The sequence below is a fragment of the Ruegeria sp. CDSA193 genome (assembly GCF_059611885.1).
This window is the reverse complement of record NZ_JBXWPN010000008.1, coordinates 117226-137795: the sequence shown is the minus strand read 5'-3', so window position 1 is coordinate 137795 and position 20570 is coordinate 117226. Positions and strand designations below refer to the sequence as shown.

Genomic DNA, 20570 nt, shown 5'->3' with positions numbered 1-20570 from the left:
GGGAGGGGCAGAGCCCCTCCCCTCACGGTTATCCCTGCACGAATAGGGCGATCCAGATGCCTACGAACATGAATATGCCGCCAAGATTGACCCAAGCGTGCCAAATCGCATAGCGGAAAGGCAGTGTCTTGCGGGCATAAAAGACTGTGCCGATCACGTAGCTTGCCGCCCCGGCCAGAATGCACCACAGGACTGAAACGGGGACATCTTTCAGATCGGGTATGGCGCACAGCCCCAGCGCGCCCAGACCCAGATAGGATGCTGTTGACCATCGGGACTTGACCGTCTTGTTGGCGATCTTGTTCCAGATGGCCACCACAGTCAGCCCCCAGCACAACCAGAGCAAAGTCATGGTCCAGCCGGTACCGGCCAGCAGGAAAAAGGGTGTGAAGGTGCCGCAGATACTGGAATAGATTGCGGCATGGTCTATGCGTCGCAGCAGCTGCCGACGCTGGTGCCAGCGGGAAAAGTGATAAAAACACGAGGCCAGATTAGAGCCCAACGCACAGGCTACATAAACCAGAACCGCAAGAATAAGCCCGCTGTCGAGCATCAGGTACGATTTGCGGATCAGCGCTCCGCCAGCGGTCAAAATCAACGCCAGACCGATAAGATGCACGACCAGATCGACGCGGCGGTGGCATGGGTCCGGACTGGGATAGGTCTGTGGGATCATGTCAGTTCAGGTGATCCGAAAACGCTGCAACCACGCGTTCATACACGTCGCGTTTGAACGGCACGATTTCGGCAACCAGCTGTTCCGGTTCCTGCCATTTCCAGCGGGTGAATTCGGGATGCTCAGTCTGAATGTTGATCTGATCGTCGCGGCCAGAGAACCGCATCAGATACCATTTCTGCTCTTGACCCCGATACCGACCTTTCCAGATCTTCGGCACGATGTCATGCGGCAGATCATAGGGCAACCACCCCTCGGTCTCGGCGATGATCTCGACCAGATCTGCCGTGACGCCGGTTTCTTCCCACAGCTCGCGCAGCGCCGCATCGAGCGGGTCTTCACCCTGGTCCACACCACCCTGAGGCATCTGCCAGGCGTCCTTGTGGCGGTCGTTGCGCTGGCCGACGAATATCTTACCCTCGGCATTCATCAACATCAGCCCGACGCAGGGGCGGTAGGGCAGTTTGGCAATCTCTTCGGGGGTCATACGCGGCCTCGTGAACATGCTTTGGAGCGTCTGTAACAAGCAGCGGGCCCAAGGCAAAGGGTATGACGTTAGGTTTCGCGTGACAAAGATGACGCGAAGGTCAATCTGGCAGCCAAATTCTATAAGGGAGAGTTCTGGATGACTGCATACCCAAACATGCTGGCCCCGCTGGATCTGGGCTTTACCACGCTGAAGAACCGCGTGCTGATGGGCTCGATGCATACCGGGCTTGAGGAGACCGGCGATTGGAATCGGGTGGCCGAGTTCTATGCCGACCGCGCGCGCGGTGGCGTGGCGCTGATGGTGACTGGAGGGATTGGACCAAATCTTGAAGGTTCGGTACTGCCGGGGGCATCAATGATGACCAACGACAAAGAAGTGGCAAACCACTCAATCGTCACCCAACGGGTGCATGAGGCCGGTGGCAAGATCGCGATGCAGATCCTGCATGCGGGGCGCTATGCCTACGGGCCGAAATGTGTCGCACCCAGCCCAGTGAAATCTCCGATCTCTCCTTTCCCGCCGACCGAGCTGGACGAAGAGGGTATCGAGAAACAGATCAGCGATATCGTGAATGCCGCGGTCCTGGCCCAGAAGGCGGGCTATGACGGGGTCGAGATCATGGGGTCCGAAGGGTATTTCCTCAACCAGTTTCTGGTGACTCACACCAACAAGCGCGAGGACCGTTGGGGTGGCTCTTACGAGAACCGGATGCGCCTGCCGATTGAGGTCGTGCGCCGCACGCGCGAGGCCGTCGGCACGGAATTCATCATCATCTACCGCTTGTCGATGATTGACCTGGTTCCCAACGGATCTACTCATGATGAGGTTGTGGAACTGGCGCAGCGGATCGAAGAGGCTGGCGCCACGATCATCAATACCGGCATCGGCTGGCACGAGGCGCGGATTCCCACCATTGCCACCAGCGTTCCGCGCGCGGCCTTTGCTTGGGTGACCAAAAAGCTGATGGGCAAGGTCTCGATCCCGGTCATTACGTCAAACCGGATTAACACGCCGGAGGTCGCCGAAGAAGTTCTTGCCACGGGGTGCGCCGACATGGTCTCGCTGGCCCGCCCGATGCTGGCAGATGCGGATTTCGTTAACAAAGCCATCGCTGCTGAGGCGGCGACGATTGCACCCTGCATCGCTTGCAACCAGGCCTGTCTGGATCACACATTCCAGGGCAAACTGACCTCGTGCCTGGTAAACCCGCGCGCTTGTCACGAAACCGAACTGGTGATCACACAGGCCGACAGCGTGAAGAAAATCGCCATCGTAGGGGCGGGCCCGGCAGGCCTGTCCACCGCAATGACCGCCGCGCAGCGTGGCCATGACGTGACCATTTTTGACCGTGCCCGTGAGATCGGCGGCCAGTTGAACATGGCCAAGCAGGTTCCGGGCAAAGAGGAATTCTGGGGTCTGGTCGACTGGTACCGCGCCATGATTGCCGATTTGGGCATTAAGGTAGTGCTTGAGCGCGAAGTGGGCGCCGACGATCTGACTGGTTATGACGAGGTGGTAATTGCCACCGGTGTCGTTCCGCGTGATCCGAAAATCCCTGGTCAGGACCGAGACAATGTCGTCGATTATATCGACGTCCTGCGCCACAAGACCCCGGTTGGCAAATCAGTGGCCGTGATCGGAGCAGGTGGGATTGGCTTTGACGTGTCCGAATTCCTGCTGGAAGAAGGCCACAGCATCACCACCGACTTGCCTGCCTGGATGAAGGAATGGGGCGTTACCGACCCGGCCGAGCATCGCTCGGGGCTGGCACCTGAAGGGCCACAACCTGCCGTCCCCGCGCGCCAGGTGACTTTGCTGCAGCGCAAGGCGCAAGCCCATGGCAAAGGGTTGGGCAAGACCACCGGCTGGATTCATCGCGCAACGCTGAAGATGAAAAACGTCAATTTCGTCGGTGGCGTGAATTATGAGCGGATCGACGATGACGGGCTGCATGTGAGTTTCGGCGAAGCACGCGAGAACCCGACAGTAATTGCGGTGGATACGATTGTTCTGTGCTCGGGCCAGATCTCGGACCGCAGCCTGGCCGATACGTTGATCGAACGTGGCATCACCCCACATGTGATCGGCGGCGCGGATGTTGCAGCCGAATTGGACGCCAAACGGGCCATCAATCAGGGCACGCGGCTGGCAACCACTTTCTGATTTGCCTTGGCCCGGTCCAGAACCGGGCCAATCGCTCTGCTGGTATTGGGGTCAGTCGGCCAGCGCCAGCTTTGCACCCAATGCCCCAAAGGCCCCGGCGAAACAGCGCCTGACCCAAGCCATGACAGTGGGCCGCTGGATCACATAGTCGCGTGCCACCGCAGCGAAAGCGCCATAGCCAACAAATACGACAAAGGTCATGGCCATGAAGGACAAGGCCAACTTGATCAGCTCTGCTTCGGCGGCACCTGTACCGGCAGGAATGAATTGCGGCAGAAAGGCCAGAAAGAACAAAGATAGCTTGGGGTTCAACACATTGATCAAGGTGCCCGTGATTGCAATCTTCACATACCCTTTTGCGGGTTTCTGGCTCTGTACATCCAATGCTCCGCCTTGCCGGACGATCCCCCAGGCCATGTAAAACAGATACAGCACCCCAAGGTATTTTAGCACCAGAAAGGCCAGCGCGCTGGTATGCAACAGGGCCGCAAGACCGACGATACTGGCCAGCGCAGCAGGTATGATCCCTATGGTACAGCCAATCGCCGCCGCAAAACTGGCCCAAAAGCCACGCCCCAACCCAACCGCAAGCGTATAGATCACGCCGGTGCCCGGTAAAAGCACAACGATCAGAGACGTCAGTAGGAACTCTGTCGACATCCTAGCCCTCCCTTTCCTAGCACGCAGAATTTCCGGTTCGAAAGGAAAAGTAAACGCCATACATCACCGTGGCCCGGCGGCATTCCTGAAAGCCCGCCGGATACCAACAGCAGAAGTCTCTTATCGCTTATTCAACGGTTATCGTAATCACCTCGGACACGATGGGCGTGGAATGCGGTACATGACCTGCATCGCCCAGCACTAGCTGAAGCGTATGTTCGCCTGCAGCCATTTCCAGCGTCACCTCGGTCTGACCGCCGCCAAAATGGATATGATTGTCATCCGCGGGCAGACCATAAGACAACTCATCCGCACCGTCCTCTCCCTGCCCCAAAGGCGGTCGGTCGATCAGCAGATGATGATGCCCGGTGTTTTCCTTTTCAGTACCCGCCGGCGCGACCCCCATGCCGCTGAGGCCAAAGACCACGGTGACCGGAGATTGGACAACGTCGCCGTCAGACAATTTCACAAAATAGACCTGCGCTTCGGGGTTTGATGGTGTTTCACCCCCGGCCAGAGCAAATGTCGCCGACAGGCAGGTTGCGGCAATAGCTAAAACAGCTTTCATAATCTTCTCCGTTGTCACAAATTTGCCATCCTCATGGTAGCATGTTTCGGCCCGAAATCGAGGATACCCGTTGTCAAAAGGCTTGTGGCCCATATGGAAACCACTGTTTCAGAGTTTCCCAAGCGCAAACGATCCGATTCAAATCCCTGATATTATCCCATGTCCGCCCTGTTTCCGCCCAGATTTGACGTAAAGATCAGTTAAAGAACCTACACCTGGGGAACAAGAATGGACCGACTGACCGAAATGGAAGCCTTCGCCAACGTGGTGGACCAAGGCGGTTTCACCGACGCGGCCAAGAAAATGGGCATCTCAAAATCGGCTGTGTCCAAGCACGTTTCCAGCCTGGAAGCACGCCTGGGCGCAAGACTGCTGAACCGCACGACGCGCCGCGTGTCACCAACCGAAATCGGGCTGGCCTATTATGACCGGGCCCGCCGCGTTCTGAATGACGCGGGCGAGGCTGATGCGCTGGTCACCTCGATGCAATCTGCCCCCTCTGGTCTGCTGCGGATCAGTGTGGCGACAGATTTCGGCGTGAATCACCTTTCTCCGGTTCTGTCAGGATTTCTAGCTGCCTATCCCGACATCACGGTGAATATGGTGCTGAACAATCGCTATGTTGAGCTGATCTCGGAAGGGTTCGACGTTGCTGTGCGGATTGGTGAGCTGGAAGACAGTACATTGCGCGCCCGCAAGCTGACCGAAACCGTCAAGCGGATGGTCGCCGCGCCCACCTATATCGAGAAATTCGGGCGTCCGCAAAAGATCGACGACCTGAACGAACACAAGCTGTTACATTATTCCAGCCAGTCTTCGGGCAATGTGTGGAAACTGACCGCACCTTCGGGTGAAAAACGTCAGGTCCGCACCGCCGGGTGGCTCAGCGTGAATGATGGGCAATCCTTGTTGAACGCTGCGGTCTCGGGGCTTGGGATCGCGCATCTGCCCAGCTATCTCTATGCCGAGGCGCTGAAGTCGGGCGAAGTTGTCGACGCAATGCCGTCGCTGCCCGATGAAGTGCAAGGCGTTTATGCCGTCTACCCGCCCGGCCGCTTTACGCAGCCCAAGGTGCGGGCATTCATTGATTTCCTTGTCGATGCCTTCAACGAAAAAGGCCCGATGGACTGGTAATTCTAATTTCTCCCGGTGGAAACTGAACGGCCCGCACATGTTGTGTGGGCCATTTTTTTAGTCGCTTAACACGGCCAGCCCCATACTCTGCGCGACCGTACGCAAGGATTGGATCAGGATATTCTGTCCGGGCAGATCAGCTTCTTTTCTGCGGGAAAGAAGCGCGATATCGCGGTTGGCATTTGTTATGGTCAACGGGCGCAAATGGACTTCATCGCGGTAAATCCCCTGACGTCTTGCATACAGGTCCGGCAACACCGCAACCCCAACCCCCGAGGCTGCCATCAGCACGATGGAATCAAGCGTGGTGCCCTCGTATTCATCCGACACCACCCCGCCGCATTCCGCCGCAAGCGCATAGACGATCCGGGACAGACGGTGGCTTTGGTCCAGGGTCAGGATCAGCCGGTCGCGCAAATCCTGGGCGGTGACACCCTGGGTATCACCCGCCAGCACATCATCCACAGCGACCCCGATCCACAGGGATTCGTTGAACAGGCGCTGCTGGATTGTGTTCGGATGGTCCTCGGGCGTGGACAGGATCAGATCGAACCGACCGGATTTCAGCCCTTGTTCCAGATCACGCGTGTTTTCCTCGCGCACGACAATGCGCAGACCGGGGCGGTCTTGATGGACCTTTTTGATGACCTGAGGCAGCAGGTAGGGCCCGATTGAGGGCAACACGCCCAGCCTTAGCCGTCCTGAGACCGGTGTCTCGCTGCTCATCGCGTGGCGCAGATCCCGGACATCGGCAAGGATCTTCTGGGCGCGCTCGATGAACTCTTGGCCTTTGGCAGTCACCTGAACACCACCCCGGTTACGATCAAAGATGCGCAGGCCAAGTTCTTGTTCTACAGAGGCAATTTGCGCCGAGAGGCTGGGCTGGCTGACATTCAGAACCTCAGCTGCCAATCCAAATCGACCCAGTCGGCTGACCGTAACGATATATTCCAGTTGCCTTAGTGTTGGGCGCATTTCATAGCTTTAAACTATCCAAAATTTAGAAAGATAATATTTGGATAACAAATATAGGCAAGGCACTTAGCCCGTGAAATCGGGACAGGAGCCAAAATGCCCAGCGTAATCGAAACCCTTTCCAGCAACTTGCTGGTCCCAACCATCCTTTTCTTCGTCCTCGGGCTGCTAGCAGCTCTTGCCCGCAGCGATCTGTCGATCCCCGGTGGGGCAGCCAAATTCATGTCGCTGTATCTGCTGTTGGCCATCGGCTTCAAAGGCGGCAGCAGCCTGGCCGAGCATGGCATCCACATGGATCTGTTCCTGACTTTGCTAGGCGGTGTGGCGTTGTCTTTTGTCATCCCCTTTGTGGCATTCGGCCTGCTCCGGGTCATGACACGGCTGGACGCGTTGAATGCGGCGGCTGTTGCCGGGCATTATGGATCAATCTCAATCGTGACCTTCGTCACCGCAACCAGCCTGCTGGATTTGGTGGGTCTTGATCATGACGGCTTCATGGTTGCTGTCGCCGCCGCGATGGAGGTTCCCGCCATCCTTTCGGCCCTTTGGCTGGCGCATAAAACCAGCAGCAAGGGCGTCAATGACAATGGGCTGTGGCGCGATCTGTTGGCAAACGGGTCGATTGTCCTGCTGACCGGGGCTTTCCTGATCGGCGCGGTCACGGGTGGCGAAGGGATGCAGATGATTGCGCCCTTCATCGTCACACCCTTCACCGGCATCCTGTGCCTTTTCCTGCTGGATATGGGCATTTCCGCGGGGCGCAGCCTGATCAAGAACCGCGACAAGCTCTCGCTGGGTCTGTTTGCCTTTGGAATGCTGATGCCCCTGATCGGCGCTGCGATGGCCTGGGTGGTCGGGGCGGTGATCGGCCTGCCCGAAGGCAGCCTGTTCCTGTTCATGGTCCTGTCTGCATCCGCCTCGTATATCGCTGTGCCCGCGGCGATGAAGATCGCGCTGCCAAAGGCCGAGGCCGGGATCTATCTGACCCTGTCGCTGGGTGTGTCCTTCCCGTTCAACATCACGATCGGGCTGCCGCTGTACCTGTGGTGGGTGATGTAGGGATCAGTTGATCAGCAGAACCGCCTCGACCCGGCGGTTCAAATCGCGACCTTCGGCCGTTGCATTCGAGGTGATCGGAGCCAGATAGCCGATCCCCCGCGCCTCGACCCGGTCGGAGGCCACGCCGTATTTCTCGATCAACCGGGCGCGCACGGTCTGCGCCCGGCCGGTGCTGACCGATATGTTGGCCTCGAGTGCGCCAGTATCATCCGTGTGCCCGACCAGAGCCAGCCGCGTTCCGGGATTGTCCGACAGATACTGCGCAATCTCATTCAGAGAGCCGAAAGGCCCGTCACCCAGGGTTATCTCGCCCGTGCGAAAATGCAGATCACCCAGAATCACATGGCCCTCCTGTGCAAGCTCTGCCAACAGCCCCTGTGCCTGATCGACCTCTTCTTCGATCACCAACGGAGGCGCGGCTTCGGCCCCTTCAGGTGACACGCGGATCATCTGCACATAGCCATCGGGCGGGTTTCGGCTGACCAACAGGCTCAGAACTTCGTCGCCCTTGGCAGCGGACAAAAAGCGATAGTCCTGGATGGCCACATACATGTCAGGCGTGGGGACAACTTCGGTTCCAAAGCGAAAATCGAAGCCGCCGCAACTGCGGGCGTCGCAGTCAAAGAGAACCTCATACCCCTGGGCTTTGATCTGTTCCCGCAACGGGGCTAGCAGCTGCAAAGTGGTGCTGGACCCGGCCTGCAGCCGCCAGGTATAGCGCTCGACCCGCCCTTCGACCCGGCGCGCCGGGACTGCTCCGTCGGTATAGGGGCCAGTGGGCAGGTCATAGCTGTCCAACGGGCTCGTGCGGTCGCTGACCAATCGCGTACCCGAAGGAAGCGTCAGCTCCTGCCCGACAACAGGCGATGCCATGAGCAACAGGAATATAACGAGACGGCGGATCATCTTGATTGGGCGTGATACTCGGGGTTGGGGGACATCGCAGTCGCGCTTGCAACACGGTTCGACATGTTGAAAAAGCCGGTCACGTTGGCAATGTCCCAGATATCGCGGTCGCTAAACCCAGCAACCCGCAGAATTTGTCGGTCGGGCTCTTCGATCTTGGTGATTTCGGTGGTCATTTTGGCCGCGAAATCCAGCATGGCACGCTGCCGCTGATCCAAAGGCGCAACCCGGTAGTTCATGACCAGCATTTCGCCTAGTTGCGGATCACCCGACAACTGCCTGACAGCCGCCCCATGTGCGACAAGGCAATAGAAACACTTGTTTATTGCCGACACGACCACTGCGATCATCTCGCGTTCAAGCTTGGACAACCCACTATCCGCCAGCATCAGATCATTATACATCGCGGTGAACGCGTTCAGCTTGTCGATGTCAAAGGCATAGGCCCGCAGAACGTTGGGCACAAAACCCAGCTTTTCGACGCAAATGTCGAAATATTTCTGCGTCTCCGGCGGTAGCGGATCCACCATCGGAAGGTTCAGCGCGGTGGGTGGGGTAAGATCGGTCACTTTGGGTTCTCTCCTTCAGCCAGCTGACGGTAATGGTATTCTCCGGCAAGCTCCATCCCAAGCGCGCGATAAAGGCCATTGGCACCCGCATTCGCCTTGGTGCAAATCACGCTGAGCGTCCCGGCGCCCTGATCCTGTGCCCAGAGCGCAGCCGCGCGCATCGCCCATTGCCCAAGGCCCTGACGGCGATGAGCGGGCAAAATCTCAAGTGCGTGGACCATGGCCACGTCCCCGTGCATCGCAACAAACCCGGTACCAGCAGGTTGGTCACTATTTCGAAGCAGCAGGCCAGTCTTTGAACCCGGGGCTCGCTCCATCACGGCCAGCCGCTCTGGTCCAATCCCGCCCTCGGCCCAGATCTCACGCATGATTGCCAGCGGCTCCCATATCGAGAACACCGTTACGCGGGGGAGCGGAAGATCAGTCAGATGTTCAACCGGGCAGGTGTAAATATTGACCGGATCCAACACGGAATAGCCCCGGCCTTCAAGCTGCGTATCCAGCGCCTCGTCCCCTGGCCACAGGCAAAAGATGCGCTTTTGCCCCAGTGCCTGCATTGCGACCTCGGCCGCCGCGATATCGTCATCCGAGGCAGGCCCCAGCGCATTGGCCGCACTCACCCGCGATCCGCCGCCCAGACCCTGACGCACCAGAAACGGCCCCAGCTTTTGGCGCTGCGCAGATGGCCATGTACCCTCGACGACGTCAGGCCAGGTAACGCTCACAGACCAAGCTCTTTCGCCAACCGGGTTGAGGCCGCGTCGATCCGGGCACCTTCGGTTCCGCGAATGACCACATTGGCGCCAAACACACCGTTGATCTGAAACGGATAACACCCGATGGACAAATCCTGAAAATCCGCGGCGAGTGCCGCAAGGGGGGCGGCGATATCGCCTTCGCCGCGATCCACCCGCAAGGTCTGGGACAGCAGAGGAACACCGCCGGTCAGACCCGGCAATACACTCGCTACCATCGCCTGAAAGACCGAGGGCACCCCAGCCATCACATGAACATTGCCGATGGTAAAGCCTGGCGCGGTCGAAACCGGATTGTCGATCAGCGTGGCACCATCGGGGATGCGCGCCATGCGCAAACGGGCAGCGTTCAGTTCCAGCCCGGATTTCTCGTAATGCGCTTCAAGCAAAGCGCGAGCATCGTCGCGGATGTCGATATGCGCGCCAAAGGCACGGGCGATGCAATCGGCGGTGATATCATCATGGGTCGGTCCAATCCCACCGCTGGTGAAGACATGATCAAAATTTGCCGACAACGCCTGAACGGCGGCTTCGATTGCAGCGGCGTCATCGCTGACCACACGGACCTCTTTCAGGTCGATCCCCTGCTTGGTCAGCTCCTGCGCGAGATAATGCATGTTTGCGTCGCGGGTGCGACCCGACAGGATTTCATCCCCGATCACCAGCATGGCTGCGGTTGGATTTTGCATGGCCTGCGCCCCCTTGATCGACCCTTTCCGCAGGTATAGGCCCTGAAGCATGCGATTTGAAACCCCTCTTGTCCCCGCCCACCTGATCCGCCGCTATAAACGCTTTCTAGCCGATTGCAGGCTTGAGGACGGGCGCGAGGTGACAGCGCATTGCGCCAATCCCGGCTCGATGATGGGACTGGCCGAACCGGGCGAGAAAATATGGTTGGAGCCCAATGACGACCCGAAGAAAAAGCTGAAATATGGCTGGCGGCTGGTCGATCACGAAAACGGGCATTTCACCGGCGTGGATACATCCGTCCCGAACCGGGCGTTGCGCGCGGCATTGATCGCGCGGGAGATCCCCGAACTGGCAATGTATGAAACTGTACGCCCCGAGGTGAAATACGGCGAGAACAGCCGCGTTGATTTCCTACTGACCCAGCCGGGCCTTCAGGACGCTTATGTCGAGGTCAAATGCGTGACCCTGTCTCGCGAACCTGGTCTGGCCGAATTCCCCGACAGCGTCACAGCGCGCGGAACCAAACATCTAGGGGAACTGACAGCTATGGTGGACCAGGGGCATCGCGCAATCCTGCTGTATCTGGTCCAGCGCACCGATTGTGAGCGAATTGCATTGGCCGCAGATATCGACCCGACCTATGCAGCGGCGTTCGAGGCGGCGCAAGCTAGGGGTGTCGAGAAATTGGTCTATGGCACACGGATATCGCCTGAAGGGGTTTGGGTAAACGTGACCGAAAGCCAATCGTTCATGCAGAAGCGTTGAAAAGGCCCTTTGATCCCATCCTGTGAATTCGACCCTCTAGCAACCTGGGATTCTCTGCGTGAGCAAGAAATCCGGGGCGCTGGCCCTCCCTGATCTGAACACCCATTGTCTGCCGTAAGAAGTGGGATTGCGGCGAATGCGCTGGCTGTTTGCCGCTGGCACATCCGGCAATGACAACAATGTACGATCATTGGGTCAGCAGTCACGACAAGGCAGATATCTTTCATGAGTATCTGAGGAATGCGTCATTACACGCAGTGCTGTCATAATCAGTCCACAACCTTGATCCAGTCATTGTGGGTCGAGTTGCAGGACCATGAAGGTTAGCCAATCCGCCATTTCCTCGCTGACATCATAATAGGGTTTGATCGGCTTAAAACCGAGCTTTTGATACAATCCTCGTGCCTCGATTTGTTCTGGGCCTGTATCAAGATACATTCTTGAGTACCCAAATTCGCGGGCTCGGTGGGTAAGATGCGTTGCAAGAGCCTGACCTACGCCTTGCCCGTGAAATTTCGGAACGACGAACATGCGCTTCATTTCGCAATATTCTGTATCGAGTGCGCGCAGACCGACACACCCAACGAATTCCTTATCAATGGTTGCGATTAACAACGTTCCTGTGGGCGCTCCATATATGCGATGCAGGTCTGAGAGCTCTCGTTCAAATTCAACCGGGTCGAAATAGCGGGCGACAAGATTGCGATAGGCGTGATGGCGCAAGAACAACCAATCAACCAAGGCGCGCATCATGTTTTGTATGGCGGCGATTTCAGCGGGTGTCTGGGCGGTCTTGACGGCCACGCGCTGCAGAGCTGCGGTTTTCATTTGGGTGTTCCTTCGCTGGTTCTGGGTGTCTCTGATCGGCGTGGCGACAGATACCAAAGCACCGCAGCCATAATGATCAGGGCTGGGATATCGCCCACCAAATGACCGATCTCCATATGGTCCCGGCTGACTTGAGCGGCCATAATCGCTGCGTGGACGACACTTGACCAAATGGCAAAACTGATCAGACTCATATGGTTTTGCGGGGCTGAGGATGCCCGGATCAGGAACCATCCCAGAACCGCGTAAATACCGCAGATCATCTGGAAATAGTGCTGACCTCCGCCACCATGCCAGACCCACCCCGAAGGCCAGATAACGGCCAGTGGATAGATCAGAAAACAGATGGTCCCAAACAGGGCCAAGGCGATCTTTAATCCCTTTGCGCGGCTTTCGGGGCTCATGCTGCGTCTGCCTTAGGAGTCCATGCATAGGGCGCAAATTCCGCGTCTAGCGGCAGGTCCAGTAAGTTGGCGGTCATGTTGCTTAGCGTCTTGTTTGCAACGCCTATGATCACCTCCAAAGCCTGATCCGGGTGATACCCCGCCGCCAAAAATTCCGCGTATTCTGCGGTGCAGTCGCGACCACGGTCTGTTGTGAGTTTCCGGGAAAACCGTGCCAGAGCACCAAGACGATCGTCTTCAGGGTCGCGCCCCGCACGCATCGCTTGAACATGGCTGTCACTCAGTTCGGCATCAGCAGCAAAAGCTGTGTGACCTGCGACGCAGTAGCGGCACTTGTTGGCCACGCTAACCGCAAGTTGGATCACCTCGCGTTCGGCGGGCGACAGGCTGCTGTTCCCAAAGGCGCCGGTCAGCCCCGCAAACCCGGTCATCGCATCAGGAAGACCGCCATAGACGGCATAAACGTTAGGAACAAAGCCACGTGCCTGCGTGATCGCGTTGAATATCGGACGTGATTGTGGGGCCGCTGTCTGGGGCGTGTGTATGGATAGGGTCATAAGCACTCTCTGTTTTGCAGATCCGCAGTTGGGCTGCTTGATGTCATGAGATCTATCTGACGGCGTCCCTACGCGATGCTTTACAGATTGGAGCAAAGCACTATACCGATTGGAGTGCCTTACTACACTTTCTGGAGTAACTTTGATGTCGCACAGCTATGGCCAATGGTGCCCCATCGCCAAATCAACTGAAATCTTGGGCGAGAAATGGACCATGCTGATTGTACGCGAACTGTTGATGGGCAGCACACGTTTTTCAGAGCTCCAGCGTGGGTTGGGCGCGATCTCTCCCACGCTTTTGACGCGCAGATTGGTCACGCTCGAGGAGTATGACCTTGTCTATAAGCGTCGTATTCAAGGCGGTCGGGGGCACGAATACCTACCAACCGCAAGCTGCCGGCAGCTGCAGCCAATCCTGCTGGCACTTGGAAGTTGGGGCATGGAATGGTCAAAGGCGTTTATGAGCGACGCGGATTACGACGTCGAGCTTTTGATGCTTTATCTTCAACGAAGTATTGTTCCCGAGAACCTGCCCGGCAGCAGAACGGTCGTGTTGTTCCAGTTTACGGATTTCGCTGAGCAACCTAAATGGTGGATCACGGTTGAAGGTGGCAATGTTGATGTCTGCACAACCGACCCCGGTCTGGACGTGGACGTATTCATCACAACCAAGGTGCGCGCGATGGCGGATGCATGGTTGGGTCACACGACCTATAAGGCTGCCAAAGCCTCTGGCGCGATGGAGATCATCGGACCGGCGGCTCTGACACGTAATATATCAAGCTGGCTTTCCGATTGCATTTTTGCAAGCTTGCCGAATGCCGAAGAGATTTTGGCAACACGTTAGGACAATCTTAGCGCAGCGCCGGCCTGTGCCATAATACTGTCGATAATCGTTCCAGCGGGTTCAGTGCTGTTCACCAGGCCAACGCTTTGACCTGCCCACATCGATAACGCTTCAATCTCACCGGTCATCGAATGATGGGGTGTCGTGGATTGATAGGCCTTGATTGGGGCGATGCCTCGCATTGCAACCGTTTCACCGGACCGGTGACGTGCCCGATTGCCGGGGCGGCCCTCTGCTAGCCAACGATCCGCTACGGCGTTACGCAGCACGCGATGTGCAGCATTTGACCATCCAACATTATAAAGATCGGTCTCATGGACTGTGTCTGAATGCTGGGCCGCTAAAAGCTGTGCGATGTATTCGGAATGCGCCGCACTTTCTGCGGTTGCCAGAAAACGAGTTCCCATGACAACGCCGCTGGCCCCCAAACAGAGGACCGCAGCCAACCCGCGCCCGTCCGAGATACCTCCGGCCGCCAGAACTGGCACCGATCCTGCCACATCCACGACGGCCGGGATCAGCGGCAGGGTCGCAACGGTCCCACGAACATGCCCTCCTGCTTCCCAACCCTGCGCGACCAATACATCAACGCCCGCATCAACGGCGCGTTTTGCCTCATTCGCAGACGAGACGGTTTGGATTACCAATGCCCCGCTGGCATGCACTTGTTTTACGAAGGGCGCTGCATCCCCCCAGAAGAAATGCACAGCATGAGGGCGATGCGATAGGCAAAGCTCTAATCGGGCTTCTTGCGGCATGTCGAGGCAAAGGTTTACGGCAAATGGCGCACCGGTCTTTGCCCGCAGGTTTGTAAGTTCAGCCTCAATAGTCTCTCTGCTGCTCCACGAGAAGGGCATGATCGGATAGCCGCCTGCATTGCCAACAGCAGCAGCCAAGTCGCTTTCCACGGCGCCGGCCATGGGGGCCAGCGCGATAGGGTGATCAACCGCAACCAGATCTGTAAACGCCGTCGAAATTGCGCGGGTTTTGATCGCCTTGTTCATGATTGAACTCCTTCAAGCCGCGTGGCGGTTTCGATTGGCAATAAGGTGATCGGAAAGGGCCTGCGCATCGCCGCCCACGCCATCAATCAGCGCCGACTTCCGACGCCGCATGAAGGGCAATCCCAGGACGTATAGACCGGGTGCAACGATGCCCTGATCGTGGACCAAAATGCTTTTCCGGTCGAACACAGGAAGCTTCAGCCAACTGAATTCGGGGGAATAACCCGTTGCCCAGATGATGGTGCAGATCGCTCCGTTTCTCAGATTGGACATGAGGTGTGGCGGGTTGGACAATAACGTCGGGGGCAACAGCTGCGCCTCGGGAAGGCCTGTAATGTTCACGCGTTCGGCCCAGTCGTCGAAATGCTTAAGAAGGCGGCCGATCTTCAAGTCCGACATGGCACAGTGATTGGCAACTGAGCCGGAAAACTGCGCCATACCGTTTTGAATGCCGACCAGTCGACCCGTTACTGCAACCCCCATCGCCTGAAGCGTATTCAGGTCAATGGAGCCTATTCCAGAATCACCCATCAGTTGGAACGAGGGCACGCGGCGGGCGCGTTCGATATCGTCCACATCCTTGACGCGGACGTCCAGAATGCCGCTACGATCCATCCACCATTGAATATCCCGCCCGCGATAACGCCGCGGCGCACGGATATGCTCCCCAACGGCAAGGGTCACAGCATGCCCTGCATTGCAGAGTTCAGCGGCAATCTGCACGCCGCTGGCTGACCCTCCAACCACCAGCACACCGCCCTTTGCAACTTGATCAGGCGATTTATACGTTCCGAGCGACAGCTGCGTGACGCCTTCCGGAACAGCGCCCGCCAACTGAGGCAGTTTAGGCCGTGCGCAAGCCCCACTGGCGACAACGACATGGTCGCAGATCCAATCGCCCTTGTTGGTGCGAACCAGATAGTTGTTCCCGTGAGAGGTCACAGAATGAACAGCTGTGTGCTCTTCGACCGGGGCATCGATCGCATGGGCATAGTCACGCAGATAACCAGTGATCTGGGGCATGTTCATATACCCGTCCGGATCAGGTCCTTTATACCCATACCCCGGCAACCTTGACTGCCAATTTGGAGTAAGCAGCCGCAGGCTGTCCCACCTGTCTTTCATCCAGGACTGCGCCACCTCGCCCCGCTCCACCACAACATGCGCAACGGAACGGTCCGAAAGACACTTGCTCATTGCAAGCCCGGCTTGCCCGGCGCCAATGATGACGGTCGAAATATGTCGCATGACACTCGCTCCCGTTGTAATCGCGGCTTAGGCCACGACCACATGTACGTTGGTCGGATTGGTCATAAGATCAAAAACAGTGGATCGTTTTTGTGACTGTGCGACCAAAGCGCGAATGTCATCGTCGCTTGCGTCCGCATCGATATCAAAGGTCACACGGACTGCGCTGAAGCCGTTGCGAATGTCGGGGTCCATGCCCAATATCCCGCGCATATCCATATCACCCTCGACAACGCATTGTACGTCATGCAGTTGGATGCCCCGATGTTGCGCGACTGCAGCGATGCCACCGGTCAGGCAGCTCGCCAATGCGGACAATGCGATTTCCGGGGGGGTCGGCGCGCTGTCACGAGCAGCGAAAACTTCTGGATGGTCCGAGCAAATTGAAAAAGTTTCTTTGCGTGTGTGTTCTTCACCCAGGCCAAAATAGCCATTGATGGTGTTGCGGCTTTCACTGCCGTCGACCCAGTCGCAAGTGCTGCGGAATGTGAAGGACGCAGCTTTTGGCATCTCGGCAAATGCGCCCCGTGCCCCGATCAGGGCCTCGGTATTTACGCCATTTGAAACGGGCTTGTCTTGGGGTTGCGTGGTCATTGTGTTGTTCCTTTAGAAGTGTGTTGAGCTGTCGGTGCGGCTCGATACGACGACTTCTAGGAAACACGCGCTCTGCGAGATACTTCACGGTCGAAAGCAATCCACTACATATTTGATAGTAAGAAAAAGAAGCTAACGCCGCTAGCATTGCGAAGGATGGATCTGGCGAAATTGGCTATTTGCCTAGGCCGATTTGTTCTGTGCCTTTTTGCCTGTTTTGGTAGGCCGTTCCCCATGTTGTCCGGCAGTACCGTTGAGCGCTTGATGCCAAGCAGGCTTCTTGACAGGGTTTGCACCCGGGCGCCTCGCCTTGGGCTTTTTGGATTTAGGCATTGGGTGTCCTCTCTTGGTTGCAGGGAGGCATATTAGGTTTGCGACCGGATTGATACCACCGAGTTCAGGCTTGGACATGATGTTAGGCAACTGGAATCAAATCAATCCGATCGTACCCTTAAGTAGAAACGCATCAGGGATTGATTTGCCCCAACAACAAAACTGATCCTTTGTGAATGCTGCGCCATGTATCAACGGCGGCAATGGCGGGCTGCACCGCAGCATGACAGGGCCGGATCGAGTGGCTGCTCTAGGCCGTCCTCATCCAAGTAAATGTGTCTGAACCCCGAATTTCCTTCTGCCTCCGAGGTCTGGTCCAGCCCTACAAAGTCGAAAGCATTTTCTATACTTAAGTTCAACTGGGCAAACCGGCTGCGCCTAGGCCAGCAGCAAGGTGTTCGAAATCATCTGGTTGCCGCCACATCGTCTGAAACCCATGAGCGAGAGTGGAAACGGTTTCTTCATTCACTCGGATACCTCGGCTCATGAGTTCGTCGCGACGCTCGGCTGTAAAATTCAACGAGGGCTGCTTCGGCCTCTGCCTGACGATCTAGCTTTGCGTAGGAGGCCGCCACCAGTGCCGTCGCCAAGGAATTGAGCCGAGCCTCTCCCATCAACAAACCGAGTGCCGCTTAGAAGTCTTCGCAGAAGAATTGTATCTGTCCCATAATCCAATCGATGGCCGGGGGGGGGGTGCAAAGGATCCAACTGCACTGCCTCAGATACGACGTCACGCGCCTTCTCATGCCTCCCGAGCAAAAATAGGCGTATCCGCACCAAGCCATGGACTCTGCCTCGTTTTCGATCAAAGACAGCGTTTTTTCAAACTGGGTCTCAGCCTCTTGCCAAAGGCCTGCGCACAAATAGGCGAAACCGAGTTGGTCCTGGATGTAGACATCCCGGTTGTCCAGTGCCGTCCCCTTTCGAGCAATGTGCAATACATGGTTGGTTGCTACGGTAACCGCTAACTCTAGCCAAATATCAATGACATAGGTATCTGAAAGGTACATGAACGATCGCGCGATTGTCGGGTCGAGGGCTACCGCCTGTTCTAGCAGGGCCCGTGCCTTTGCCGTATCTAGGGCATTCAGGCCCTCGCGAAGGGCTTTGCCCTTTAGCATTAGCTCGTAAGCCTTCATTTCATTTTCTGGCTTTCGGGTCGAACGATCGTCAACATCGTGCTGAACCCGCCCGGGGAGGACCGCCACGATGCTTCGTGTCACATCGTCTTGAACCTCCAAAACATCCTCTAGTTCACGATCATTTCGATCCGACCACAACTGCGATCCCGAAATTGAGTCGGAGAGCTGCACCGAAACTCTGACCCCGCTCCCTGCTTTTCGCACACTACCTTCGACAAGATAATCCGCGCCCAAAGTCGCCGCAATTTCAGCTGGATCGGCCTCCTTGCCTCTGAAGCGAAAAGAAGCGTTCCTTGAGACCAACTGAAGCGTGCAAAAGCGCGACAATCCTGTGATGATGTCTTCTGTAATACCATCACTGAAAAACTGTTCTGGATCATCGCTCAGGTTGTGGAATGGCAAAACGGCGATTGTGGACGAATTTCCATGGCCGCAGATATCGACCCGACCTATGCAGCGGCGTTCGAGGCGGCGCAGCTAGGGGTGTCGAGAAACTGGTCTACGGCACGCGGGTTTCGACTGAGGGGGTCTGGGTGAACTTAGCCGAAAAACTATCGTTCATGCAGAAGCGTTGAAGGGGTAGTTTGAGCCCAAACTTGCAATGTCCAATTCGCTGCCCCAAGTTGGCTCACGGGCGTGCCGCGAAAACGCATTACTATCGCGACATAGCGGAAAGAAATGGGAAGCAAAGTGTATAAAAGTGTTCTGGACAAGAGACCGTTGCTAGTAATTTCGTCAACGTTTGTTTCATACTTTCTGATTAGCGGCGTATCAAACGAGATGTATTTCTCTTTCGGAGAAGGCAGTTTTAACCCTGCTTGGGCGCTGGACGCATTGTGGTTCTTATGGGTCTTGTACTCCGGTTATCACATCGGATCTTTTCTGGTCGCAAAATTCAGGTAAAAACAGGTACAGAAACTAGTAGGAAATGGGTCTTGTCACAGTGAACGCGAACAGAGCTTGAAAGGTCACTCCAGTGTTTCGGAAGGTCACACTGATGCAGGTGCGGCGAACGGCAGATTTGTCCGCCAAGCCGACATTAGCACCCCCCTCTAACTGCGCATAGAGCTCTGAAAAAGCACCCGCCCAACAAAGGCGATCCGACTAATCCTTGAAGCCACAGCATTGATCCCCATCTTAACCCGCGACCGTGCGCCCTCTGGTACTTTCTGCACAAGCAGCGTAAAAAGGGTGCTGCGCGAAATATTTGGAGCCTCGCATCGATGAAAGAACATCGTGGCCGTCTGACCAAGGACGGTATCCGTATCTATGAACAGGGTGACTTTGCCGGCATGCAGGCGGCAGGGGCTTTGGCTGCGCGGATATTGGATGATATTGCCGATCATGTTTTCGTCGGCCAGACCACTGGCGCGATTGACGGGCTCATCACGCAGATGGTCGAGGATGCGGTCGCGACGTCGGCCACGATTGGCTATAAGGGTTATCAGCATGCCAGCTGTATCAGCGTCAATCATGTGGTCTGCCACGGCATTCCCGGCGACAAAAAGCTGAAGGATGGCGATATCCTGAATATCGACGTGACCGTTATTGTCGACGGCTGGTTCGGGGATACCTCGCGCATGTATGTAGCGGGAAAGCTGCCGCGCAAAGCCGAACGGTTGATCCAGATCACTCATGATGCCCTGTTCAAGGGCATCGAGATGGTCAAACCCGGCAACACGTTCGGCGATATCGGCCACGCGATTCAATCATTTGTCGAGGCACACCGGATGAGCGTAGTCCGCGATTTTTGCGGCCACGGGCTGGGCCGGGTCTTCCATGCACCGCCAAACGTTCTGCACTATGGCCGTCCGGGCACTGGTGCGGTTCTGGAAGAGGGCATGTTCTTTACCATCGAGCCGATGGTCAATCTGGGCCGCCCCGAGACCAAGACGTTGGCCGATGACTGGACCGCCGTGACGCGCGACAAGTCACTGTCGGCACAGTTTGAGCACTCGGTCGGTGTAACGGCAGATGGGGTCGAGATCTTTACCCTGTCGCCAGGCGGCAAGTACCACCCGACCTATTCTTCCTGATCCGCCGCCTGATCCCGTAGCAGCTTTAGCAGCAGGGTTTCCTGCCCCCATGGCGTGACCGCATCATGGATGAAAACCGGCGCGCGCAGAGGCGTGCGCTGGGGATCGGTTGCGGTGTCAGCCTCTTGCGGAAGTGACCAATTCGACGGGGTCAGTGCACGGTCCAT

24 protein-coding genes are annotated in these 20570 nt (G+C 56.9%); 6 read left to right on the top strand and 18 right to left on the bottom strand.

The window, feature by feature from the left end:
* Positions 1-28: 28 nt before the first annotated feature.
* Positions 29-676 carry a PAQR family membrane homeostasis protein TrhA gene (gene trhA, locus AC2FLG_RS16085; RefSeq protein ID WP_496707041.1) on the bottom strand — a complete coding sequence of 216 codons (648 nt, stop codon included), beginning with the start codon at positions 674-676 and terminating at the stop codon, positions 29-31.
* 1 nt (position 677) lies between these two features.
* The gene (locus AC2FLG_RS16080; RefSeq protein WP_496702564.1) at positions 678-1163 is read right to left on the bottom strand and encodes an RNA pyrophosphohydrolase; all 486 of its coding nucleotides are present in this window, start codon (positions 1161-1163) and stop codon (positions 678-680) included.
* 138 nt (positions 1164-1301) lie between these two features.
* Between AC2FLG_RS16080 and AC2FLG_RS16075 the strand changes: the two genes are divergently transcribed.
* Complete coding sequence (locus tag AC2FLG_RS16075; protein WP_496707039.1) at positions 1302-3329, top strand: FAD-dependent oxidoreductase; 2028 nt, start codon at positions 1302-1304, stop codon at positions 3327-3329.
* A 51-nt stretch (positions 3330-3380) separates the two neighbouring features.
* Here the strand turns inward: AC2FLG_RS16075 and AC2FLG_RS16070 are convergent, their stop codons facing one another.
* Both AC2FLG_RS16070 and AC2FLG_RS16065 read right to left on the bottom strand, forming a co-directional pair.
* The gene (locus AC2FLG_RS16070; RefSeq protein WP_496697784.1) at positions 3381-3989 is read right to left on the bottom strand and encodes a LysE family translocator; all 609 of its coding nucleotides are present in this window, start codon (positions 3987-3989) and stop codon (positions 3381-3383) included.
* A gap of 127 nt (positions 3990-4116) precedes the next feature.
* Positions 4117-4557 carry a DUF4399 domain-containing protein gene (locus AC2FLG_RS16065; RefSeq protein WP_281973795.1) on the bottom strand — a complete coding sequence of 147 codons (441 nt, stop codon included), beginning with the start codon at positions 4555-4557 and terminating at the stop codon, positions 4117-4119.
* A 228-nt stretch (positions 4558-4785) separates the two neighbouring features.
* Between AC2FLG_RS16065 and AC2FLG_RS16060 the strand changes: the two genes are divergently transcribed.
* Positions 4786-5691 (top strand): LysR family transcriptional regulator, encoded by a 906-nt coding sequence (locus AC2FLG_RS16060; RefSeq protein ID WP_271952071.1) that lies wholly within the window; start codon positions 4786-4788, stop codon positions 5689-5691.
* A 57-nt stretch (positions 5692-5748) separates the two neighbouring features.
* On the opposite strand, the gene AC2FLG_RS16055 is transcribed toward AC2FLG_RS16060, so the two are convergent.
* The gene (locus AC2FLG_RS16055) at positions 5749-6666 is read right to left on the bottom strand and encodes a hydrogen peroxide-inducible genes activator (protein WP_496679081.1); all 918 of its coding nucleotides are present in this window, start codon (positions 6664-6666) and stop codon (positions 5749-5751) included.
* Between the two features lie 96 nt (positions 6667-6762).
* On the opposite strand from AC2FLG_RS16055, the gene AC2FLG_RS16050 reads away from it, so the two are divergent.
* A complete protein-coding gene (locus AC2FLG_RS16050) occupies positions 6763-7725 on the top strand; it encodes a sodium-dependent bicarbonate transport family permease (RefSeq protein ID WP_496707036.1) in 963 nt (320 codons plus the stop codon).
* 3 nt (positions 7726-7728) lie between these two features.
* On the opposite strand, the gene AC2FLG_RS16045 is transcribed toward AC2FLG_RS16050, so the two are convergent.
* The 4 genes from AC2FLG_RS16045 to AC2FLG_RS16030 are packed head-to-tail and all read right to left on the bottom strand — an operon-like array spanning position 7729 to position 10644.
* Complete coding sequence (locus tag AC2FLG_RS16045) at positions 7729-8598, bottom strand: OmpA family protein (RefSeq protein WP_496707034.1); 870 nt, start codon at positions 8596-8598, stop codon at positions 7729-7731.
* Positions 8599-8627: 29 nt separating this feature from the next.
* Positions 8628-9200 carry a peroxidase-related enzyme gene (locus AC2FLG_RS16040; RefSeq protein ID WP_496707032.1) on the bottom strand — a complete coding sequence of 191 codons (573 nt, stop codon included), beginning with the start codon at positions 9198-9200 and terminating at the stop codon, positions 8628-8630.
* Entirely contained in the window at positions 9197-9925 is a 729-nt protein-coding gene (locus AC2FLG_RS16035; protein ID WP_496707028.1) for a GNAT family N-acetyltransferase, read from the bottom strand. The genes AC2FLG_RS16040 and AC2FLG_RS16035 overlap by 4 nt, the downstream gene beginning before the upstream one ends.
* On the bottom strand, positions 9922-10644 hold the full coding sequence (locus AC2FLG_RS16030; RefSeq protein WP_496707026.1) for a competence/damage-inducible protein A: 723 nt from the start codon (positions 10642-10644) through the stop codon (positions 9922-9924). Before AC2FLG_RS16030 ends, AC2FLG_RS16035 begins: the two co-directional genes overlap by 4 nt.
* A gap of 49 nt (positions 10645-10693) precedes the next feature.
* Between AC2FLG_RS16030 and sfsA the strand changes: the two genes are divergently transcribed.
* Entirely contained in the window at positions 10694-11410 is a 717-nt protein-coding gene (gene sfsA / locus AC2FLG_RS16025) for a DNA/RNA nuclease SfsA (RefSeq protein ID WP_496707023.1), read from the top strand.
* Here the strand turns inward: sfsA and AC2FLG_RS16020 are convergent.
* From AC2FLG_RS16020 to AC2FLG_RS16005, 4 genes are all read right to left on the bottom strand, one after another.
* Entirely contained in the window at positions 11335-11637 is a 303-nt protein-coding gene (locus AC2FLG_RS16020; protein WP_496707020.1) for a hypothetical protein, read from the bottom strand. The genes sfsA and AC2FLG_RS16020 overlap by 76 nt on opposite strands.
* A gap of 64 nt (positions 11638-11701) precedes the next feature.
* Complete coding sequence (locus AC2FLG_RS16015; RefSeq protein WP_496707019.1) at positions 11702-12238, bottom strand: GNAT family N-acetyltransferase; 537 nt, start codon at positions 12236-12238, stop codon at positions 11702-11704.
* Entirely contained in the window at positions 12235-12642 is a 408-nt protein-coding gene (locus AC2FLG_RS16010) for a DUF6632 domain-containing protein (protein WP_496707018.1), read from the bottom strand. The genes AC2FLG_RS16015 and AC2FLG_RS16010 overlap by 4 nt, the downstream gene beginning before the upstream one ends.
* Complete coding sequence (locus AC2FLG_RS16005; protein WP_496707017.1) at positions 12639-13199, bottom strand: carboxymuconolactone decarboxylase family protein; 561 nt, start codon at positions 13197-13199, stop codon at positions 12639-12641. The genes AC2FLG_RS16010 and AC2FLG_RS16005 overlap by 4 nt, the downstream gene beginning before the upstream one ends.
* A gap of 145 nt (positions 13200-13344) precedes the next feature.
* Between AC2FLG_RS16005 and AC2FLG_RS16000 the strand changes: the two genes are divergently transcribed.
* Positions 13345-14046, top strand: a complete 702-nt coding sequence (locus AC2FLG_RS16000) for a winged helix-turn-helix transcriptional regulator (protein WP_496707015.1) — start codon at positions 13345-13347, stop codon at positions 14044-14046.
* On the opposite strand, the gene AC2FLG_RS15995 is transcribed toward AC2FLG_RS16000, so the two are convergent.
* From AC2FLG_RS15995 to AC2FLG_RS15980, 4 genes are all read right to left on the bottom strand, one after another.
* A complete protein-coding gene (locus AC2FLG_RS15995; protein ID WP_496707013.1) occupies positions 14043-15050 on the bottom strand; it encodes an NAD(P)H-dependent flavin oxidoreductase in 1008 nt (335 codons plus the stop codon). The genes AC2FLG_RS16000 and AC2FLG_RS15995 overlap by 4 nt on opposite strands.
* A gap of 12 nt (positions 15051-15062) precedes the next feature.
* The gene (locus AC2FLG_RS15990; protein WP_496707011.1) at positions 15063-16298 is read right to left on the bottom strand and encodes an NAD(P)-binding domain-containing protein; all 1236 of its coding nucleotides are present in this window, start codon (positions 16296-16298) and stop codon (positions 15063-15065) included.
* 27 nt (positions 16299-16325) lie between these two features.
* Entirely contained in the window at positions 16326-16892 is a 567-nt protein-coding gene (locus AC2FLG_RS15985) for an OsmC family protein (RefSeq protein WP_496692757.1), read from the bottom strand.
* A gap of 965 nt (positions 16893-17857) precedes the next feature.
* Positions 17858-18769, bottom strand: coding sequence for a hypothetical protein (locus tag AC2FLG_RS15980; protein ID WP_496707010.1), 912 nt, complete (start codon positions 18767-18769; stop codon positions 17858-17860).
* 821 nt (positions 18770-19590) lie between these two features.
* Between AC2FLG_RS15980 and map the strand changes: the two genes are divergently transcribed.
* A complete protein-coding gene (gene map, locus AC2FLG_RS15975) occupies positions 19591-20403 on the top strand; it encodes a type I methionyl aminopeptidase (RefSeq protein ID WP_496702540.1) in 813 nt (270 codons plus the stop codon).
* On the opposite strand, the gene AC2FLG_RS15970 is transcribed toward map, so the two are convergent.
* On the bottom strand, positions 20391-20570 hold the full coding sequence (locus AC2FLG_RS15970) for a hypothetical protein (protein WP_496678387.1): 180 nt from the start codon (positions 20568-20570) through the stop codon (positions 20391-20393). The two genes, map and AC2FLG_RS15970, sit on opposite strands and share 13 nt — an antisense overlap.